Below are 20080 nucleotides of genomic sequence, written 5' to 3' on the forward strand. Positions count from 1 at the left end.
GGAACATCATGTCTTACCAATACGCAAATACAAAATTAAAAATTTTCTCATTAAACTCAAACGAGTCACTTGCTAGAGAATTAGCGGAAGAAGTGGGTTTACCACTTGGCAAAATTTCAGTGAACCGTTTTAGCGATGGTGAAGTTCAAATTAACATTGAAGAAAGTATTCGTGGGTGTGATGTCTTTATCATCCAGTCAACATCTTCTCCTGTAAACGAAAACTTAATGGAACTTTTAATTATGGTAGACGCTGTGAAACGTGCTTCTGCACGTACAGTAAATGTTGTTCTTCCTTACTACGGTTATGCTCGTCAAGACCGTAAAGCACGCGCACGTGAACCAATTACAGCAAAACTAGTGGCTAACTTACTAGAAACTGCTGGTGCAACTCGTGCCATCGTATTAGATTTACATGCTCCTCAAATTCAAGGGTTCTTTGATATCTTAATCGACCACTTGATCGCAGTACCAATTTTGTCTGATTATTTCTTAGAGAAAAATATTGATCCATCTGAAATTGTTATTGTTTCACCGGATCATGGTGGAGTTACACGAGCTCGTAAAATGGCGGATCGTTTAAAAGCACCTATTGCGATTATTGATAAACGTCGTCCACGTCCTAACGTAGCTGAGGTTATGAACATTGTAGGTAATGTGGATGGTAAAATTTGCATTCTTATTGATGATATTATTGATACTGCAGGTACAATTACGATCGCAGCTAACGCACTTGTAGAAAGCGGAGCGAAAGAAGTATACGCATGTTGTACACATCCAGTATTATCAGGACCTGCAATTGAGCGTATAGACAACTCTGTTATAAAAGAATTAGTCATAACAAACTCAATTGAATTACCTGAAGAAAAGACCTCACCGAAGATCAAAACATTATCAGTTGCTCATTTATTAGCTGAGGCAATCGTACGTGTCTTTGAAGAGAAATCTGTTAGTACTTTATTTGATTGATGTTCTCCATGTTTCATTTTTGCTCTGTTGGGTAAACATAGAAATAGAATGAATCATACAGGAGAGTGAATATAGATGGCTACGACAGTAAAAACACAAACACGTGACATTGCACAACAATCAAACTTAACTAAATTACGAGGTGAAGGTTTCGTACCTGCAGTCGTTTATGGTTATAAAACAGATACATCTTCAATCGCGGTAAGCGAAAAAGATTTATTGAAAACATTACGTGAAGTAGGACGTAACGGTGTCATGAAATTAGACGTTGATGGTAAAAATGTGAATGTTGTATTAAGTGATTATCAAATGGACGTCTTAAAAGGGAATTTTGTTCACGCTGATTTCTTGGCTATTAACATGTCTGATGAATTAGAAGTAAGTGTAACAGTAGTACCGACGGGTGATGCTGTAGGCGTACGCGAAGGCGGCGTCTTGAATCAATCAAACCGTGAAGTAACAATTAAAGTAAAACCTTCTGCAATTCCAGAATCAATCGAAGTAGATGTTTCGGAACTTGTTATTGGTGATACCTTAACAGTTGGCGATATTCGTGAAAAATCCGAATTCCAAATTTTGAACGAAGATGACTTCGCTTTAGTATCAGTTACTGCACCACGTTCAGATGAAGAATTAGAAACAACTGCAGATGAACCGGCTGTAGCTAAAGATGAAGAAGCTGAACAAAAAAACACAGATGAAGCAACTAAACCTAAAGAATAAGCTGTTTTTCAAAAAGGGATTGTCAATTGACAATCCCTTTTTTTATGGATTCCATTCTTTGTGGTAAAATGGAAAGTATTCAGTAAGTAAAGGAAGTATCGTTTATGAAAATGATAATCGGACTCGGCAATCCTGGAAAACCGTATGAACATACAAGGCATAACATCGGATTTGATGTGATCGATGAACTTGCAAAACGTTTCAACACCCCATTAAACCAAATGAAGTTTAAAGGGATGTACACAATTATTCATCGACCAGAAGGCAAGGTTTTGCTCGTGAAACCACTCACTTATATGAATTTGTCTGGTGAATGTATCGTACCAATGATGGATTATTTCGAAGTTGCGGAAGAGGATATTGTGGTCATTTACGATGATTTGGATCTCGCAGTTGGCAAGTTAAGACTTCGTCAAAAAGGGAGCGCAGGTGGTCATAATGGTATTAAGTCCATGATTCAACACCTAGGTACACAAGAATTTAATCGCATTCGTGTTGGTGTGGATCGACCACCAGCTGGCATGAAAGTACCTGATTATGTATTATCTAGGTTTAAACCAGATGAAAAACCTTTGGTGGATGAGGCCATAACGAAGAGTGCTGATGCATGTGAATATTGGTTATCCTCACCATTTCTAGAAGTGATGAACCGTTTTAATGGGGCATAAGGAATAATTTTAGGTCGGCCGGTCTATACTTTGAAAAAGGAGGCCGGTCCGTATTATGGCAATTCGTGTAAAGTGTCGGCATTGCAAGACAGAAATGGGGCATCTATCAGGCCAATCCGCTCTGCAGCATGGTCGAGTAAAGCAAATGAGAGAAGAATTTGCAGAAGAGTTTATCACACAGGATGAAGAGGGAACATTAACAGTAACCAGTATTTGTGAGCATTGTGAAAAATCTTTACGGGATAACCCAAATTACTATGCTATGCAAAAGTGGATACAATAGGAATTAGCTTTGGCGCGGGTTTCGCGCACAAAGCCTTTTTCTGTTTTAATAGCACCTGCTCTTTGCGGTTATTCGTAAGAGAGCAAACATAAGATTTCTATATTTTATGTCTAACTCCGAAGCCCAGCTCGCACCTCTGCTTGGGGCCACAGGATGTGGGTCATGAAGGCGTTGCGACAAGATTTCTTAGGAATGCATTTTGCGACGAATAAACGCAGGAGCAGGACGTCTCGACCTAACCTTAGTCTCATTCGAAAACAGGTTTTTGATTCGTTTCTTCTACCGGCGGAGGTCGAGCTAGAGTAGGCTTTTCCGCTTTTCTAAGTAAGGAGGTTCATATGGAACCATTACATCAATTATTAATGAAAGATCATCATATAAACACGTTGCTTACAGATATTAAAAAAGGTATCGACCAGCAACTTGTAACAGGCCTCGTTGGGGGAGCACGTCCACTTTTCATTCAGTCGATAGCAAAAGAGACGGAGAGACCGATTTTAATAGTTTCGCCGAATTTATTACAGGCTCAGCGGTTATTTGAAGATATGGTAAAGCTGCTAGGAGAAGAAGCAGTGCGTTTATATCCTGCAGATGAGTTGATTGCTGCGGATTTGTCAGTATCAAGTCCTGAACTTAGAGCAGAGCGCATTGAGACGCTTGAATTTATGCATTCACAGAAGCGTGGTGTCGTTATTACGCCAATTGCAGGACTGAGACGTCATATGCCAAACTTAAAGCAATGGCGAGCGAGCCGCCTTGAAACCGCCATTGGACAACAAGTAGTGATGGATGAGTGGCTAGATCAATTGGTTGCGATGGGTTACTCAAGGCAAGCAATGGTTACCGCACCCGGTGATTTTGCATTACGTGGAGGTATTTTAGATATTTACCCCATCTATTTGCAACATCCAGTTCGACTTGAATTTTTCGATACGGAAGTCGATTCAATTCGGACCTTTTCAGCAGAAGATCAACGTTCAATTGAAAAACTAAAAGAGGTCTGTATTCTTCCGGCAACAGAATTTGTTTGGACACGTCAACAACTTCTTATTCTTGCTGAAAAATTAGAAGATTCATTGGCTTCTAGTTTGAAAAAACTGAAGAAGTCTGAAACGAAAGAACTGCTTCTACAACATATCAATCATGACATCGAATTGCTTAGACAGGGTGATGTACCCGAACAAATGACGAAGTATGTCTCCATACTAGAAGACCACCCTACTTTCTTGGGCGATTATTTTGCACAAGATGGTTTGGTGTTATTTGATGAGCTTGGACGGATACAAGAAACGACAGATTCACTAGAACGCGAAGAAAAAGATTGGTATATTTCCTTGCTTGAAGAAGGAAAAACCGTCCATGATGTGAAATTGTCATTCAGTTTTAAAGAGATTCTTGCCATGTTAAATCAGCGGAAAGTGTATCTTTCTTTGTTTGCACGGACATTTTCCGGTATTAAATTACAAAAATCAATTGCGTTTTCTTGTAAACAAATGCAACATTTTCACGGGCAAATGAACCTCTTGAAAAATGAAATGGAACGTTTTGAAGCGGGCAAATTTTTTGTGTTTGTATTAGCTGATGGTGAAGAGCGCCAGAAAAAAGTGAAAGATGTACTTGAAGATTACGGCATGATAGGTCATGTATTAAAGGAACAAAGTGCACCTGAACAACCTGGTATTTATATCGTAGAAGGTGAAATGTCGAGTGGGTTTGAATTGCCCCTTCAGCGCTTAGCGGTTCTAACAGACGAAGAGCTGTTTAAGCAACGTCCGAAAAAGAAAGCACGTCCACAAAAAATGACGAATGCTGAGCGTATCAAAAGTTATTCTGAAATCAAACCTGGCGATCATATTGTTCATATCCATCATGGTATTGGGAAGTATATTGGGATAGAGACACTTGAAATCAATGGAATTCATAAAGACTACTTACACATTCGTTATCGTGCGGAAGATAAATTATTTGTTCCAGTTGATCAAATTGACCAAATTCAAAAATATGTCGCCTCAGAAGAGAAAGAACCAAAGCTACATAAACTAGGTGGCGCTGAGTGGAAGAAAACGAAAATTAAAGTAACGGCTGCGGTGCAAGATATTGCAGATGATTTAATTAAACTGTATGCAAAACGCGAGTCTGAAAAAGGGCATGCTTTTGAGCCTGATCAAGACATGCAACAAGCATTTGAATCGGCATTTCCATATGAAGAAACGGATGATCAATTACGTTCAATTGAAGAAGTTAAGCGGGATATGGAAAAAGAACGACCAATGGATCGATTGATTTGTGGGGACGTTGGATACGGCAAGACGGAAGTGGCGATTCGAGCTGCATTTAAAGCAGTACAAGAGAGTAAACAAGTAGCCTTTCTAGTACCGACGACCATTTTAGCGCAACAACATTACGAAACCATGAAAGAACGATTTGCTGATTTCCCAGTAGAAGTGGGATTATTAAGTCGTTTTCGGTCAAAAAAAGAGCAAACTGAGACGACTAAAGGATTAAAAGAAGGCTCAGTAGATGTAGTTGTTGGGACACATCGTTTATTGTCAAAAGACATTGTCTATCATGATTTAGGATTGCTTATCGTCGATGAAGAACAGCGTTTTGGTGTGACACACAAAGAAAAAATCAAACATTTAAAGACGAATGTCGATGTTTTAACATTAACTGCTACTCCTATTCCGAGAACACTTCATATGTCGATGATTGGCGTTCGTGACTTATCGGTTATCGAAACACCACCAGCCAATCGTTTTCCTGTACAAACATATGTAATGGAACAAAATGGATCACTTGTTCGAGAAGCTATTGAACGTGAAATGGCTCGAGGTGGACAATCATTTTATTTGTATAATCGAGTTGAAGATATGGCACGTAAAGTGGATGAGATACAGATGCTTGTTCCTGAAGCGCGTGTAGGTTTTGCGCACGGGCAAATGGCGGAAAGAGAGCTAGAATCCGTTATTCTGTCATTTTTAGAAGGTGACTTTGATGTGCTCGTAACGACGACCATCATTGAAACAGGGATTGATATTCCTAATGTGAATACGCTTATTGTGCAAGATGCAGACCGTATGGGACTGTCGCAATTGTATCAATTAAGAGGACGTGTAGGCCGTTCAAATCGTGTGGCTTATGCGTACTTCATGTATCAACGTGATAAAGTGTTAACTGACGTGGCTGAAAAACGATTACAAGCCATTAAAGAATTCACAGAACTGGGTTCAGGATTTAAAATTGCCATGCGCGATTTATCTATACGTGGAGCAGGGAATTTATTAGGATCACAACAACATGGCTTTATCGATTCAGTCGGCTTTGACTTATATGCTCAGATGTTACAAGAAGCAATCGAAGAAAAACAAAGTGGCATCAAAAAAGATGAAATCCTTGATGTCGAATTTTCATTACCGTATGATGCTTATTTACCTGATGCTTATATTCCAGATGGATTCCAAAAAATTCAGATGTATAAACAAATTAAAGCAGTGGAAAATGAGAAGGATTACGAAGACTTAGTGGATGAATTGATCGACCGTTTTGGAAATATGCCAATTGAGGTAGAACGCTTAATGAAAATTTCAAGAATGAAAGTTTGGGCAAAACAAGCGAATGTGGAATCAATTAAAGAACAGAATAAACAACTGGTTGTGAAATTTTCGAAAAGTGGCACTCAGACAACGAACGGTGCCATGTTAGTGGAGTCATCAATGGTTTACGGGCGAGCAGTAGGATTCCAGATGAACGCTAACCAACAATTGTTATTATCTATTGATGAAAAGAAAACGGGTACACATCATCCGTTTGATGTTTTAGAAGCGATGATGATGATTTTACCTCAAGCTCAAAAGAATTAGATTCCTTTTTTGGTGAGCACTGACGGACTTGCATATTTTGTCCAATCTTGATGCATACTAAGGTAGAAATCAAAGAAATTTGAATTCTGTTGAAAGTGAGGCAACAAGGATGAAAGCAACAGGTATCGTCAGACGAATTGATGACCTCGGCCGTGTCGTCATTCCAAAAGAAATTAGAAGAACTCTCCGAATTCGTGAAGGAGACCCGCTTGAGATTTTTACGGACCGAGATGGCGAAGTCATATTAAAAAAGTATTCCCCAATTAGTGAACTCGGTAGTTTTGCGCAAGAGTATGCAGAAACGCTGTATGCGACACTTGGCACACCCGCTTTTATTAGCGACCGGGATGAAATGATTGCAGTGGCAGGTGTATCGAAAAAAGATTATTTAAATCGTCGATTATCCTCACAAGCAGAAGAAATTTTGCAATCACGAACGATCGTATCGGAAAAAATGGAAAAAGCGGTAGAATGGATTCCAGGTCAAGTTGAACAAGTGAAATCGTATTGTGTTGCGCCGATTATTGTCGATGGCAACCCAATTGGTGCTGTTTACTTAATATCAAAAGTTCATTTTATTGGAGATTCAGAAACAAAAGCAGTAGAAACAGCAGCACATTTTCTAGCCAAACAAATGGAACACTAAATGTAGAAAAACGTCTTCTTAATCACATAAGAAGACGTTTTTTTCATGTTATAATAGAAGTCATTAAAAGTGGATTCGTCCGCGCTAGCTATTGCTTGATTGGAATGAGGAACAACTATGAACAATGAATGGACGATGCAAAAATTTATGAAAGGTGCAGTTTTGTTGACAATTGCTGCCCTAATCGTCAAGGCTTTAAGTGCAGTGTACCGAATTCCTTTTCAAAATATTGTCGGGGATCAAGGTTTTTACATATATCAGCAAGTTTATCCGTTTATCGGGGTATTAACTGTTTGGACCTCGTCTGGGTTTGCTGTCGCTATTTCTAAACTTTTAGCAGATGCACATGACCAGTCAAACTTGAATCAGCGATCGGCCATCTTACGAATAGCATTTATTTATCTAAGTGTGATATCAATTGTCAGTTTTACGTTGTTATTTACAGGAGCAGATGTATTAGCGCGATGGATGGGTGATGAAGAACTTGCCCAACTTCTTCGTACTGGATCGTTTGTGGTGTTATTAATGCCTATTTTGGCGCTACTAAAAGGTTCGTTTCAAGCTGAAGGAAGAATGGAACCTGTTGCATATGGACAAGTTATTGAACAGATGGTGCGCGTGACAGTTATTTTAGTAGGTACATATGTTGTCGTGAAGACGGGCGCATCTTTATATACCGCAGGGAGTACCGCCTTACTAGGTGCCATCGTGGGCGAAATCGCTGGTATCATATTGCTTCTTTTATTTATACGAAATAAACTATCGTATAGTTTATTTAAGAAAAGGCAGAGCAAAGTTCCGGTTGGTCCAATTATTAAAGATCTGACTATTATTAGTTTAAGTGTCAGTATGAGTTCTCTTATCTTGTTATTTTTCCAATTAGTCGACTCATTTACGATTTTTAGTAGTTTAACTGAAACGGGAATGAATCGTTTAACCGCGATGGAAACGAAAGGGACCTATGACAGAGGCTTACCTCTTGTTCAAATGGGAATTCTAATTGCTTCTACTTTGTCACTCTCCATAGTTCCGTTAATTGCCCATACTACCCAAAAAAAGTCGGGTAGAAATGCTATTCCTTACGCACAATTAACGTTTAGGATTGCCTTATTATTCGGAACGGCAGCGACGCTAGGTCTCATTTTGGTGTTACCACCAGTTAATGAAATGTTGTTTGAAACGAGAGACTTATCAGCAACATTAATGATATTCTGTATTCAAATATTTTGGCTGTCGCTAATCTTAACCATGACGTCTGTTCTACAAGGTTTAGGAAAAGTTGTTCTTCCAGCGTTCTTGTTAATCACTGGACTTATTCTTAAGTGGCTATGCAATGCTTGGTTACTCCCTAAATATGGAATAATGGGGGCGGCGATTGCTAGTAATGTGGGATTTGCCTTTATCACGCTAAGTCTATACGTGTATGTCTATTCAATTTGGAAGATTCGTTTCGCCACAGCCAAATTTTATGGCCATTTAGGTGTAGCTTCGTTATTTATGATTGTCATCGTAATGATGTGGGGAATTATTGCAGATAGTTGGATATTTGATGGGTTTTCAAGTCGCTTAAGCGCCATGTTTACAGCCCTCACCAGTGTAGGTTTAGGGGCAACTGTCTTTTTACTATATATAGCAAAGAGTCGAATTGTTGCGGAAAAAGAATGGTTTTTATTGCCACTTGGGCGAAGAATGGCCATGATTCAATTGTGGCTACATAGTGAAAAGAGGAAGGGGTGACGTTTATGCATACGATTACAGTTCTTGGTTTAGGAGCGGGAGATTTAGAGCAGTTACCGCTAGGTGTGTATAAAAAATTAGTAAAGGCACAAAGACTTTATGTGCGAACAGCTGAACATCCGGTGTTACAGGAACTAGTGAATGAAGGAATTTCGTTTGAAAGTTTTGATGCCATTTACGAAAAACACGATGCTTTTGAAGCTGTGTATAAAGAAATTGTTGAAACCTTAATCACATTATCACAATCAGATTCTTTATTTTACGCAGTTCCAGGTCATCCTTTAGTTGCGGAACAAACCGTTCAGTGGTTAGTGGAAGCAGAAACAGAGGGACGCATTCAACTTGAAATTGTTGGTGGGCAAAGCTTTTTAGACCCTATTTTTAATGCATTACGCATTGACCCAATTGAAGGTTTTCAGTTGCTTGATGGAACGATGTTTAAAAGAGACGACGTTCAAATGTCTCAACATGTCTTAATCGCTCAAGTATATGATGCGTACAGTGCGTCTGACGTGAAGTTAACGTTAATGGAGAAGTATCCAGAAGATTATCCCGTAACCATTGTAACGGCTGCTGGTTCTGCAGATGAGCTATTGAGAGTCGTGCCGCTTTACGAACTCGACCGTGCTGCAGAACTGAACAATTTGACGACGATTTATGTGCCGCCGACAAACAAGCGGGAAGAACGATTAAAAGAATGGTCAACATTTAGAGAGATTATCGCTATGCTTCGCGCACCTGAAGGCTGTCCGTGGGATCGCGAACAAACACATGAGACATTAAAGAAATATTTAATAGAGGAAGTTCATGAATTTTTACAAGCTGTAAATGACCAAGATGATGATGGCATGATAGAAGAATTAGGCGATATTTTGCTTCAAGTGTTCTTACATGCTCAAATTGGTGAAGATGATGGATACTTTAGCTTAGAAGATGTGCTCGAAAGCGTTTCTTCTAAAATGATTCGCAGACATCCACATGTCTTTGGGGACGTAAAAGTTGAAAGTTCAGAAGATGTATTGCGCAACTGGCAACAATTGAAATCAGAAGAAAARGGGAATCAACATAAACTTGTTTTAGATGGACAAGAACGCTCAGAATCGTCACTTTTGACATCTTACAACTTCCAAAAAGCCGCAGCCAAAGTTGGTTTTGACTGGCCAAATGCTGAGGGTGCTTGGTTGAAATTTGAAGAAGAGTGGAAAGAATTTACCCATGAAATTAACGCCGGTACTAAAGCATCACAACTCGATGAACTTGGCGATGTACTCTTCACAATTGTGAATGTAGCTCGTTTTTATGGTCTTTCGCCTGAAGAGGCAATGATACATGCGAATCGCAAATTTAAAACACGTTTTCAATTTGTTGAGGAAAGCGTAGCACGAGGTAAAGGTGAGTTCAGTGAATATACATTAGATGAACTCGAAGCATTTTGGCAGCAAGCCAAACAATCCAAAGGGGATGAATGATATGAGATTAGATAAATTTTTAAAAGTTTCACGTTTAATTAAACGACGTACACTTGCAAAAGAAGTGGCAGATCAAGGACGTATTACAGTCAATGGCAAAGTAAGTAAAGCAAGTTCAGTCATTAAAGTGGGCGACGAATTAGCCATTCGTTTTGGCCAAAAGGTTGTAACAGCACGTATTGAGATGTTGAAAGAAGTTGTTAAAAAGGAAGAGTCAACAATGATGTATACCATCTTAAAAGAAGAAAGATTTGAAAAGGTTGATCCTGAATTTGTCGATGATGAAGATTAATTAATTAATGAGCATGGCCAAAAATGGTCATGCTTTTTTGTTTGTCTGCATATAGTTAATGGACTGGACAAGTAAAGGAGGAATTTTATGCAATATCAAGCCGAACATCCATCTATCACGATTCCATCAGGAGACCACGTTATTAGTTTACGAAATCGTAAGCGTATGGACTTAACATCTGTCAAATCTATTGAGCGTTTTGACGCAGAAGAGTTTGCAGTAAAAACTTCACAAGGACATTTAAGTATTAAAGGTGAAGAGTTACGGATTGTGCATCTAGATGTGGACAAAGGGTTACTGACTCTTGAAGGTCATGTGCGAACTTTCCAATACGATGATGAAGATCGTGAACCTAGCCGTAACTTCCTGCATAAATTGTTTGGATGACGATTTCATATCAATTCTTAAGTCTGTTGGCCATGATGTTAAGTGGCGTGGCCACAGGTTTTTTAGTTGAAAGTTTTCGTGACAGTTGTCAAGCTCTCCGTCCAGGTGCAATTATTAGGCGTTATCAAAGATTTTTTGAAATTTTATTATGGATAGGACTCGGAATTGCGAGTTTCTACTTATTATTTCAGTTAAGAGATGGAACGTGGAGAATATACGATCCTTGTGCTCAAATTGTTGGAATCATTTGTTATGAGTTATGGTTTCGAACACCAATGCTTTTTGTGAGAAGGGTATTTATGAGATTAATTGTACATCCAATATGGTGGGTCATTCATTTAATTGTGACAATCATACGTAATATTATTCGTGTCCTTGTTAAACTATTTATGGTTATACTATGGCCTTTGATAATACTATTTAATAAAATAAATGAAAAAATACCCCGAAGGACCCTTCAAAAAAAATGATTTATCAGTTATAATAGCAACTACTAATAAGTTGACAAATTATGGCTGGGAGTGAACAACTTGGGTGTGAATAAGAAAATTGAAGAAAATCGTAATATTTCATCCATTAATAAAGATTATGTCCGCTCGGTTGAACGCCTAGAGAAGCGTGAAAAAGCACATAAAACCCGTTTGTTTAGACGATTGGGTGCTTTCGCTGTCATTGTAGTTGTGGTAATGGGTTGGCTAACTCTTACAATGTTTGATAAATCACAAGCGCTAGCTGTTAAAGAAAACAAAAAGGTAGAAGTTCTTCAAGCCTTAGAAGAAGTTCAAGACGAACACGACATGTTGAAATCTCAAATTTTAAAGTTAAATGATGATGAATATATTGCAAAGCTTGCAAGAAAAGAATATTTCCTTTCAGAAGACAATGAAATTATTTTTGCTATCCCTGAAAATGAAGAAAATGATGACAAAAACATTGATTCAAAAGAGTAGTCTTATTGACACTCTTTTTTTGTTGGCTATAATTAAGAGTGGAGATCTTTATTTTCGGATCCGATTTTACTATTACAAGGCTTCTAAAGAAGCCGGCTTAATTTTTAAGGAGGAGCATTTTTTTTATGTCAATTGAAGTAGGCAGCAAGGTACAAGGTAAAGTAACAGGAATCACAAATTTCGGCGCATTCGTCGAACTACCAGGTGGCTCAACAGGTCTTGTTCATATCAGTGAAGTCGCTGACAACTATGTGAAAGATATCAACGAGCATTTGAAAGTCGGAGATATGGTTGAAGTAAAAGTGATGAATGTGGAAGCTGACGGCAAAATAGGCTTATCTATTCGTAAAGCCAAGCCACAAGCTGAGCGACCAGAACGTCCTCAACGTCCACGCCCGAATAATCGTCCAAACGATCGAGATCGTCCGTTTAAAGAGAATTTTGAGCAAAAAATGGCGCGTTTCTTAAAAGACAGTGAAGAGCGTTTGACCACTTTAAAACGTGCTACTGAAACTAAACGTGGCGGTCGCGGAGCTAAACGAGGATAATTTGCTGGCTGTTTTGATCGTAGAAAAAGTGTTTTTAACAACATCCCTGCTGATATGCAGGGATGTTTTTTTGCGTATTGGAATAAAGGGATTGTAGCTTATGGTAGAGAAAAATAATAGAAAGGAGTGTGGCTTATGAGCAGCAAACAACAAATATTAAGAACACATAAAAATTATCAAGCATGGTTGGATTCATTAAAAGAACTAACACCTGAACAAGCAATGAGTCCATACCAGCAAGGAAAATGGTCACCAAATGAAATTGTCATGCACTTGGCTGAATGGGATCGGTTCACTTCGGAAGATCGACTTCCTAACATGAAAGAAGGTGCTAAACTTGAAAGATTTCCAGCTTTCGAAGAATTTAATTCAAAAGCTGCAGAACGTGYTGCTGAACAAACATTTGAAGAAACCGTCGTTTATGCGAAAAGTGAGCGTCAGCGCATTACACAAAAACTTGAAGTAGTAGATGAAAGTGAATGGAATAAAGAATTTCAAATTGGTGATCATACTTTGTCGATTATGAGCTATTTCACTGATTTTTGGGAGCATGATGAACATCATAAACGACAAATTGAGCGTGTTAGAAACTCCTAGATAATCAAAAAAAACTCACAAGAGAATATCTCTTGTGAGTTTTTCGGATGACCCCTACGGGATTCGAACCCGTGTTACCGCCGTGAAAGGGCGGTGTCTTAACCGCTTGACCAAGGGGCCTAGGAAAAGCAGAAAGCGCCAAAGTGGCGCTTTCTGCTTTTCTTAATATGGCGGCCGAGGGGATCGAACCCCCGACCTCACGGGTATGAACCGTACGCTCTAGCCAGCTGAGCTAGGCCGCCGTTTTTAAAGAACATTTATAATAATACAAGTGAATATATGCGATTGTCAAGCTATCTTTTAAAAATTTTTACGGTTTCTTCTGATATTTCGTCGAAATGTTTTTTGTTTGTGTTGTCACAAATAGACAAACTTTAAACAATCCTTCTCCTATAATGAGAAACATCGTAGGGGAAGGGAATGGTTTCATGAAGTCGTTAACAACTGATGGTGTGAAGAAAATGCCTGTTTGGAGCCGTTGGATGCTCTTAGTAAAAAAGAAAAAATTAAAAATCACACTATCTACACTTATTTTATTCTTTGCATTCTTCTTATCGAAAGCAGTGTTATTTGAAGCAGCGGTACCTTTCTTTTTACCAATTTGGGCAATCGTGGCGAGGAGGTATCCGCGTTACCTACCGTTTGTTTGGATTGGGGGCCTCAGTGGGAGCTTGACGCTCGGAATAGGTCAGACTATCCTTCATGTGTTGCAAATCGGTGGTTATCAAGGAATCAGCCAAATTCTCAAAAACAAAAAGTTTATACCATTTCAAGTTGCAATGGTAATCTTGCTTGTCCAATTTGGATGGCAGTGGGTATCATATGGCGGCGCCATCCCATTGTCGGTATCGTTACTAGTTTTGTATGAAAGTATTTTATCTGCGATTATGACGGTCTTTTTATTCCAACTGTTTGTTCCTATGCACGCTCTTACGACAGCGAAATGGACGTTTGAACGAATTGGAGCAGCGGTGATGGTGAGTGCTTTGATGTTAACGGGGATGGGGGGATTGTTATTTGGTCTCGTCTCAGTACCTCTAGTACTCGTTCATCTTGTGATATTTGGAGCGGTTAGTGTGGGTGGGGTATTTGTCGGAACGGCAGTAGCCACTATTATGGGTACAATACTTAGCCTGTCCCAACTATCGTTTAGCGGCATGATTGCGGTTTATGCCCTATCTGGATTAAGTGCGGGGTTGTTTCAAAATAAAAATCGATTATGGATTGCAATAGGTTCTTTCGGAGCCGCGCTATTCTTCACTGTATATGACAATACGTTACCACTCGATAAAGTTTATTTTGCTTCTCTCGCTTGTGCGAGCATGATTTTTTTTATATTGCCAACTTCTTGGATAAACTATGCTCAGAATCAGTTTTTCCCAAAACCATCATCAGTTCTTTTTAAAAGGCAACAATGGCTTACTGATAAAGTAAATACTCAACTATTCGATTTCCAACAGTTTGTAGAATTTATTACACAACTTGTCAACGATCGCTTTCCTACACAAAAAGAAACTGCTTCGACTAGCCAAACACCCGATTATTCTGTATGTGGAACTTGCTTTAGACAAGATAAATGTTGGGGTGACTCTGGCCAAGGGATGTACCCGGTGATCGAGGAATGGAAAGAAATGAGGGCTCATACCAAATCAGGTGTTCGTTATCGGTTAAATGATCGGATTCAAGAAAAATGTGTACGTTCAAATGGCTTGGTGGATGCACTTGAAGAAGAGTATGCAAATAACAAACTTGCTGGACACTATGCTCATGGTAAAAAGATGCTAGCCTACCAATTGCGTGACATGAGTCAGCATGTCAGCGATCTAATGGCAGACCTTCAGATGAATGAAGCAAACCACGAATCAGAAGAAGAGAAAATTTCGAAACGCTTAGATGATGCTAAAATTGCACATTTTCAAATTGATATGCTTTCCGAAGAACAAGGAGCAAGAAAGATTGTCTGTTGTTTACCAATCAAACAAGCAGAGTGGGAAACGAATCAAATGATAGGTGAGAGACTTATCATTCCGATTCTTCATGAATTATATGATGAACCTTTTGAAATTAGTCGTACTTCTGAAATTAAGGATCCATTTTCACACATCCAAATTACTTTTCAGTCTGCTGTGAGATTTACGTATGATTACGGAGTATTTACGAGTTCCTATCAAAATACGGTATATTCTGGGGATGCCCATAGTGTCATTCCTTTGCATAGTGGGCTAGTTGCATTCGTATTATCTGATGGAATGGGTCAAAATATGGAAGCTTATCATGAGAGTAGAAAAGTCATTAGGTTATTAAGAGAATGTTTACAACACCAAATGAACCCAGAAACTGCAATGCATACGTTACATTACGTCATGTCACTCAAACACCATTCCGATTTATATGCAACGGTGGATTTAGCATTGCTTGATTTACAGCAAGGTAAATTGTGGTCGTTTAAAGCGGGTAGCATGTCAACGTATTTACTAAGAGGGAAGGATTGTGTGAAAATTGATAGTCAAAGTGTGCCAATTGGGTTCTTACCAACCATGTCGGTAGATGCAGAAGAACGGCTTGTTAAAGCTGGAGATATTTTAGTTATGTTGTCAGATGGAATGTTTTCACCGGATTACTCTTTAGAAGAACAAGAAAACGAACTAATTAGGTTAATGAAAAAGTATGAATCGACGCCTACAGGATCTCTCGCCGATGTATTAGCTGCAGAATTTAATAATAAATATCCAGCTGCTGAAGATGATCGAACACTTATTGTGGTAAAACTAAGACACGCTGTACCAGAATGGTCACTCTTTTCTCCATCTTATCGAAATATTTCCCGGGAAAGAATGATAAAATAGAATAAAAGCAAGGAGGTGACAAGAAGTTGGGTTTTCGTGAAGAGGTTTTAACATATAATCAAAGACATCGATTAATAAGCGAAGGAGATCGACTTCTTGTCGGATGTTCTGGGGGCGCAGATTCAATTGCGCTCCTCACTTTTTTGCACAAACAAAAAGATTTTCTCGCTATCGAACTAGGTTGTATTCATGCAAACCATGGTCTTAGAGGAAAAGAGTCCGACGAAGATGAACGTTTTGTAAGGGATTTATGTGACAGTTGGAACATTCAGTTTCACAGTAAAACATTACCTATAAAAAACATTCTTCTTCGCGAAAATGGGAACTTACAGGATGTTTGTCGTCGTGAACGTTATCGCTTTTTTGAACAAGTGATGGAGGAAAGTCATTACAACAAACTGGCAGTAGCTCATCATGCGGATGATCAAGTGGAGTCTGTATTTATGGGTTTGACAAGAGGAACAAGATCGAATGGTATGTACGCAAAACGCAATTATGGAAAGTGTGAATTAATTCGTCCTTTGCTATCTGTAACACGAAAACAAATAGAACAATATTTGAATGAACAGCACTATACATATCGTGAAGATTCCAGTAATGAAAAGGACACTTATACCCGTAACCGATTCCGTCATCATATCGTCCCGCTCGTCCAAGAAGAAAACCAAAATGTGGCAGCGGCTATTACGAAATGGACACATCAGCAGCAACAAGATGAGCAATTGTTGCACAAACTTGCCATGATGGAATATGAAAAAATCATCCTTTCATCGGACTCTCATGCACTATCTATCGACTTACTTCAATTTCAAGGTATCGAGGTTGCTTTACAAAAAAGAGTAGTTCTACTACTATTAAACTATCTATACCCTAATGAAAGTTTATGGTTAAGCCATTCGCTTATTGAACAAGTCCATAGCCAGTGTCTCGAACGTGATGGTTCAAGTGAGATTCATCTTCCAGACGGGAGAAAAGGGTTCCGCCACTACTCAACAATGCTGTTTTCTTTTGAAGAAGCGAACTCAGCAATACCCGCCACTGAGAGCATAGTTGTCATTGGAGAGTGGGTTTCTGTTGGGATGGACTTACGGATAAAGATGATTAATCGAGAAGACGAGATGAATGTGGACGACGGATGGTATGTAACACTTAATCTAAGTGAACTACCTATTCATGTGCGAGGAAGACAACCGGGAGACCGATTGTTGCTAAAAGGAATGAAAGAACCTAAGCGTTTATCTCGCTTAATGATTGATGAAAAAGTTCCTCGACATACCCGCCAGGCAGTTCAATTGCTCGAAACACATCAACGAGAGATAATTGGTGTACCAGGCGTGCGATTAGGTTCGCGTTTTACTAAACAACCACATGAAGGTTGGACACATCAGTTCATGATTGAAAAAGAGAGCCACTAAGCTCAAGGAGGAACCCATATGTTAGAAAAAGATATTCAAGAAGTGTTAATTTCTGAAGAACAACTACAAACAAAAATTCGCGAATTAGGCGAAGTTTTAACTGCTGATTACAACGATAAATTCCCACTCGCGGTTGGTGTACTAAAAGGCGCGATGCCATTTATGGCTGACCTTATGAAGCGTATGGATATTTACATGGAAATTGATTTCATGGACGTTTCAAGTTACGGGAATGCCACAGTTTCTTCTGGTGAAGTGAAAATTGTAAAAGATTTAAACACAAGTGTTGAAGGTCGTGACGTGTTAATTTTAGAAGATATTATCGATAGTGGGTTAACACTTAGCTATTTAGTTGACCTGTTTAAATACCGTAAAGCAAAATCAATTAAAGTCGTTACATTACTAGACAAACCAACGGGTCGTAAAGTTGATCTACAAGCGGATTATGTTGGCTTTATTGTTCCTGATGCTTTTGTAGTAGGATACGGATTAGACTACATGGAAAAATATCGTAACTTACCGTATGTAGGAGTTTTGAAGAAAGAAGTTTACTCTTTTTAATAGATTGAATTTAATTTACGACATAAATTAAAGAATAACGTGTAAAAGGCAAGGCATATCGTTGTACCCTTTTTTCTTCGTATGATAAGATTATCATTAGTTTTTCTGTATATTTCTTGAGGAGGTTCGGGATGAATCGAATATTTCGATACACCATATTTTATTTATTAATTTTCCTCGTAATTATTGGGATTTTTGGTACGTTTAACAGCGGGAAAGAACCTACCAAAGAAGTCAATTATGGCGAGTTTCTTACTGCGTTAGAAAGTGGCAAGGTTACTGAATTTTCAATGCAACCAGATCAAGGGGTGTATGAAGTTCGAGGGAAAATGGAAGGGTATAAAAAAGACGAGGAATTCGTCACTGCCATTACTATGGATAACCCATCAGTCCTAACTGCCATCGACAAAGCGTCAAAAACGAGCGGTGTCAAAGTTTTACCAGCACCTGAAACAAGCGGATGGGTGCAATTCTTTACCGGCTTAATTCCATTCATCATTATCTTTATCCTGTTCTTCTTCTTGTTGAACCAAGCTCAGGGTGGCGGTAACCGAGTGATGAATTTCGGGAAAAGTAAAGCGAAATTATATGATAATGAAAAGAAAAAAGTTCGTTTTGAAGATGTAGCAGGAGCGGACGAAGAGAAACAAGAACTTGTAGAAGTGGTTGAATTCTTAAAAGACCCTCGCAAATTCGATGCAATTGGTGCTCGTATTCCTAAAGGGATTCTTCTAGTTGGTCCTCCAGGTACTGGTAAAACGTTACTTGCTCGTGCTGTTGCAGGCGAATCAGGTGTTCCTTTCTTCTCAATTAGTGGTTCTGATTTCGTGGAAATGTTTGTTGGGGTTGGTGCATCTCGTGTACGTGACCTTTTCGAAAACGCCAAGAAAAATGCACCATGTATCATCTTCATCGATGAAATTGATGCAGTTGGTCGTCAACGTGGAGCAGGTCTTGGTGGTGGACACGATGAGCGTGAACAAACCTTGAACCAATTACTTGTTGAAATGGATGGTTTCGGAGCGAATGAAGGTATTATTATCATCGCGGCAACAAACCGCCCAGATATTTTAGATCCAGCTCTTCTTCGTCCAGGACGTTTTGACCGTCAAATCACGGTTGGTCGCCCAGATGTTAAAGGTCGTGAAGCTGTCCTAAGAGTACATGCACGTAACAAACCGTTAGAAGAAGAAGTAGATTTTAAAGCAATCGCACAACGTACACCAGGATTTTCTGGTGCGGATTTAGAAAATCTTCTGAACGAAGCAGCTTTAGTTGCTGCACGTCGTAACAAGAAGAAGATTGATATGGAAGATATTGATGAAGCGACTGACCGTGTAATTGCAGGTCCTGCTAAAACGGGTAAAGTCATTTCAGCAAAAGAACGCAATATTGTTGCTTACCACGAAGCGGGACACGTAGTAATTGGATTAACTTTAGATGATGCAGAAATTGTACATAAAGTTACCATCGTTCCACGTGGTCAAGCAGGTGGATATGCAGTTATGTTGCCAAAAGAAGATCGTTACTTCATGACAAAACCAGAATTACTTGATAAAATTTCTGGTTTACTTGGCGGGCGTGTAGCTGAAGATGTAGTCTTCGGTGAAGTCTCAACTGGTGCTCATAATGACTTCCAACGTGCGACGAGTATTGCTCGGAGCATGGTGACAGAATACGGAATGAGCGATAAGCTTGGACCGATGCAATTTGGTCAAGCGCAAGGCGGAAACGTCTTCTTGGGTCGTGACTTTAACTCTGAACAAAATTATTCAGATGCGATTGCTTACGAAATTGACCAAGAAATGCAAACTATGATCAAAGAGCAATACGCCCGTACGAAAGAAATTTTGACGGAAAAACGTGAATTGCTTGAGCTAATTGCAACCACACTTCTTGAAGTGGAAACATTAGATGCTGGTCAAATTATGCACCTGAAAGAACATGGTACCTTACCTGTTCGTCCGGTTAAGGATTCTGTAACTGAAATAGTAGATGTGGAAACGGAAAAGGTTGACGAAGTAACACCAGACGTTACAGGCGCACCAAACGACCCATCAATAGCGGATCTACCGAAGGAAGAAACAACAGTTGAACCTTCACCAGGCATTAAAGAAGATCGTAAATAAC

General features: G+C 39.1%; 18 protein-coding genes and 2 tRNA genes. 18 read left to right on the plus strand and 2 right to left on the minus strand.

Annotation, left to right across the window (positions count from 1 at the left end):
• Positions 1 to 8 precede the first annotated feature (8 nt).
• The 14 genes from AC1DOS_RS02985 (at position 9) to AC1DOS_RS03050 (ending at position 13128) form a co-directional block, all read left to right on the plus strand.
• Entirely contained in the window at positions 9 to 968 is a 960-nt protein-coding gene (locus AC1DOS_RS02985; RefSeq protein WP_108587512.1) for a ribose-phosphate diphosphokinase, read from the plus strand.
• 75 nt (positions 969 to 1043) lie between these two features.
• Positions 1044 to 1691 carry a 50S ribosomal protein L25/general stress protein Ctc gene (locus tag AC1DOS_RS02990; protein WP_477536340.1) on the plus strand — a complete coding sequence of 216 codons (648 nt, stop codon included), beginning with the start codon at positions 1044 to 1046 and terminating at the stop codon, positions 1689 to 1691.
• Positions 1692 to 1795: 104 nt separating this feature from the next.
• Positions 1796 to 2359, plus strand: a complete 564-nt coding sequence (pth, locus tag AC1DOS_RS02995; RefSeq protein ID WP_477536341.1) for an aminoacyl-tRNA hydrolase — start codon at positions 1796 to 1798, stop codon at positions 2357 to 2359.
• Between the two features lie 55 nt (positions 2360 to 2414).
• Positions 2415 to 2642, plus strand: coding sequence for an anti-sigma-F factor Fin (locus AC1DOS_RS03000; RefSeq protein ID WP_108587518.1), 228 nt, complete (start codon positions 2415 to 2417; stop codon positions 2640 to 2642).
• Between the two features lie 338 nt (positions 2643 to 2980).
• Complete coding sequence (gene mfd / locus AC1DOS_RS03005) at positions 2981 to 6502, plus strand: transcription-repair coupling factor (RefSeq protein ID WP_477536342.1); 3522 nt, start codon at positions 2981 to 2983, stop codon at positions 6500 to 6502.
• Between the two features lie 109 nt (positions 6503 to 6611).
• Positions 6612 to 7148: a stage V sporulation protein T gene (spoVT, locus tag AC1DOS_RS03010; protein ID WP_108587521.1), complete on the plus strand. Its 537-nt coding sequence runs from the start codon at positions 6612 to 6614 to the stop codon at positions 7146 to 7148.
• A gap of 117 nt (positions 7149 to 7265) precedes the next feature.
• Positions 7266 to 8885 (plus strand): putative polysaccharide biosynthesis protein, encoded by a 1620-nt coding sequence (locus AC1DOS_RS03015; RefSeq protein WP_477536343.1) that lies wholly within the window; start codon positions 7266 to 7268, stop codon positions 8883 to 8885.
• A 5-nt stretch (positions 8886 to 8890) separates the two neighbouring features.
• Positions 8891 to 10354, plus strand: coding sequence for a bifunctional methyltransferase/pyrophosphohydrolase YabN (yabN, locus tag AC1DOS_RS03020; RefSeq protein ID WP_477536344.1), 1464 nt, complete (start codon positions 8891 to 8893; stop codon positions 10352 to 10354).
• Position 10355: 1 nt separating this feature from the next.
• Positions 10356 to 10646, plus strand: coding sequence for an RNA-binding S4 domain-containing protein (locus AC1DOS_RS03025; RefSeq protein WP_477536345.1), 291 nt, complete (start codon positions 10356 to 10358; stop codon positions 10644 to 10646).
• Positions 10647 to 10733: 87 nt separating this feature from the next.
• Positions 10734 to 11033: a sporulation protein YabP gene (gene yabP, locus AC1DOS_RS03030; protein ID WP_477536346.1), complete on the plus strand. Its 300-nt coding sequence runs from the start codon at positions 10734 to 10736 to the stop codon at positions 11031 to 11033.
• Positions 11030 to 11503: a spore cortex biosynthesis protein YabQ gene (gene yabQ, locus AC1DOS_RS03035; RefSeq protein WP_369973778.1), complete on the plus strand. Its 474-nt coding sequence runs from the start codon at positions 11030 to 11032 to the stop codon at positions 11501 to 11503. Before yabP ends, yabQ begins: the two co-directional genes overlap by 4 nt.
• Positions 11504 to 11569: 66 nt before the next feature.
• Complete coding sequence (locus tag AC1DOS_RS03040; RefSeq protein ID WP_477536347.1) at positions 11570 to 11983, plus strand: FtsB family cell division protein; 414 nt, start codon at positions 11570 to 11572, stop codon at positions 11981 to 11983.
• 125 nt (positions 11984 to 12108) lie between these two features.
• The gene (locus tag AC1DOS_RS03045; protein WP_024536352.1) at positions 12109 to 12531 is read left to right on the plus strand and encodes a S1 domain-containing RNA-binding protein; all 423 of its coding nucleotides are present in this window, start codon (positions 12109 to 12111) and stop codon (positions 12529 to 12531) included.
• A gap of 135 nt (positions 12532 to 12666) precedes the next feature.
• The gene (locus AC1DOS_RS03050) at positions 12667 to 13128 is read left to right on the plus strand and encodes a DinB family protein (RefSeq protein ID WP_477536348.1); all 462 of its coding nucleotides are present in this window, start codon (positions 12667 to 12669) and stop codon (positions 13126 to 13128) included.
• A gap of 48 nt (positions 13129 to 13176) precedes the next feature.
• Here the strand turns inward: AC1DOS_RS03050 and AC1DOS_RS03055 are convergent.
• Together AC1DOS_RS03055 and AC1DOS_RS03060 are read right to left on the minus strand one after the other, a co-directional pair.
• A tRNA-Glu gene (locus AC1DOS_RS03055) sits at positions 13177 to 13248 on the minus strand.
• 48 nt (positions 13249 to 13296) lie between these two features.
• Positions 13297 to 13370, minus strand: a tRNA-Met gene (locus tag AC1DOS_RS03060).
• Between the two features lie 186 nt (positions 13371 to 13556).
• Here AC1DOS_RS03060 and AC1DOS_RS03065 point away from each other — a divergent pair.
• The 4 genes from AC1DOS_RS03065 (at position 13557) to ftsH (ending at position 20079) form a co-directional block, all read left to right on the plus strand.
• Positions 13557 to 15974 (plus strand): SpoIIE family protein phosphatase, encoded by a 2418-nt coding sequence (locus tag AC1DOS_RS03065; RefSeq protein WP_477536349.1) that lies wholly within the window; start codon positions 13557 to 13559, stop codon positions 15972 to 15974.
• Positions 15975 to 16000: 26 nt separating this feature from the next.
• A complete protein-coding gene (gene tilS, locus AC1DOS_RS03070) occupies positions 16001 to 17389 on the plus strand; it encodes a tRNA lysidine(34) synthetase TilS (RefSeq protein WP_477536350.1) in 1389 nt (462 codons plus the stop codon).
• A gap of 18 nt (positions 17390 to 17407) precedes the next feature.
• Positions 17408 to 17950: a hypoxanthine phosphoribosyltransferase gene (gene hpt, locus AC1DOS_RS03075; RefSeq protein WP_108587540.1), complete on the plus strand. Its 543-nt coding sequence runs from the start codon at positions 17408 to 17410 to the stop codon at positions 17948 to 17950.
• A gap of 131 nt (positions 17951 to 18081) precedes the next feature.
• Complete coding sequence (gene ftsH, locus AC1DOS_RS03080; RefSeq protein WP_108587542.1) at positions 18082 to 20079, plus strand: ATP-dependent zinc metalloprotease FtsH; 1998 nt, start codon at positions 18082 to 18084, stop codon at positions 20077 to 20079.
• Position 20080 lies beyond the last annotated feature (1 nt).

This window comes from Paenisporosarcina sp. P5_A11 (assembly GCF_056400705.1).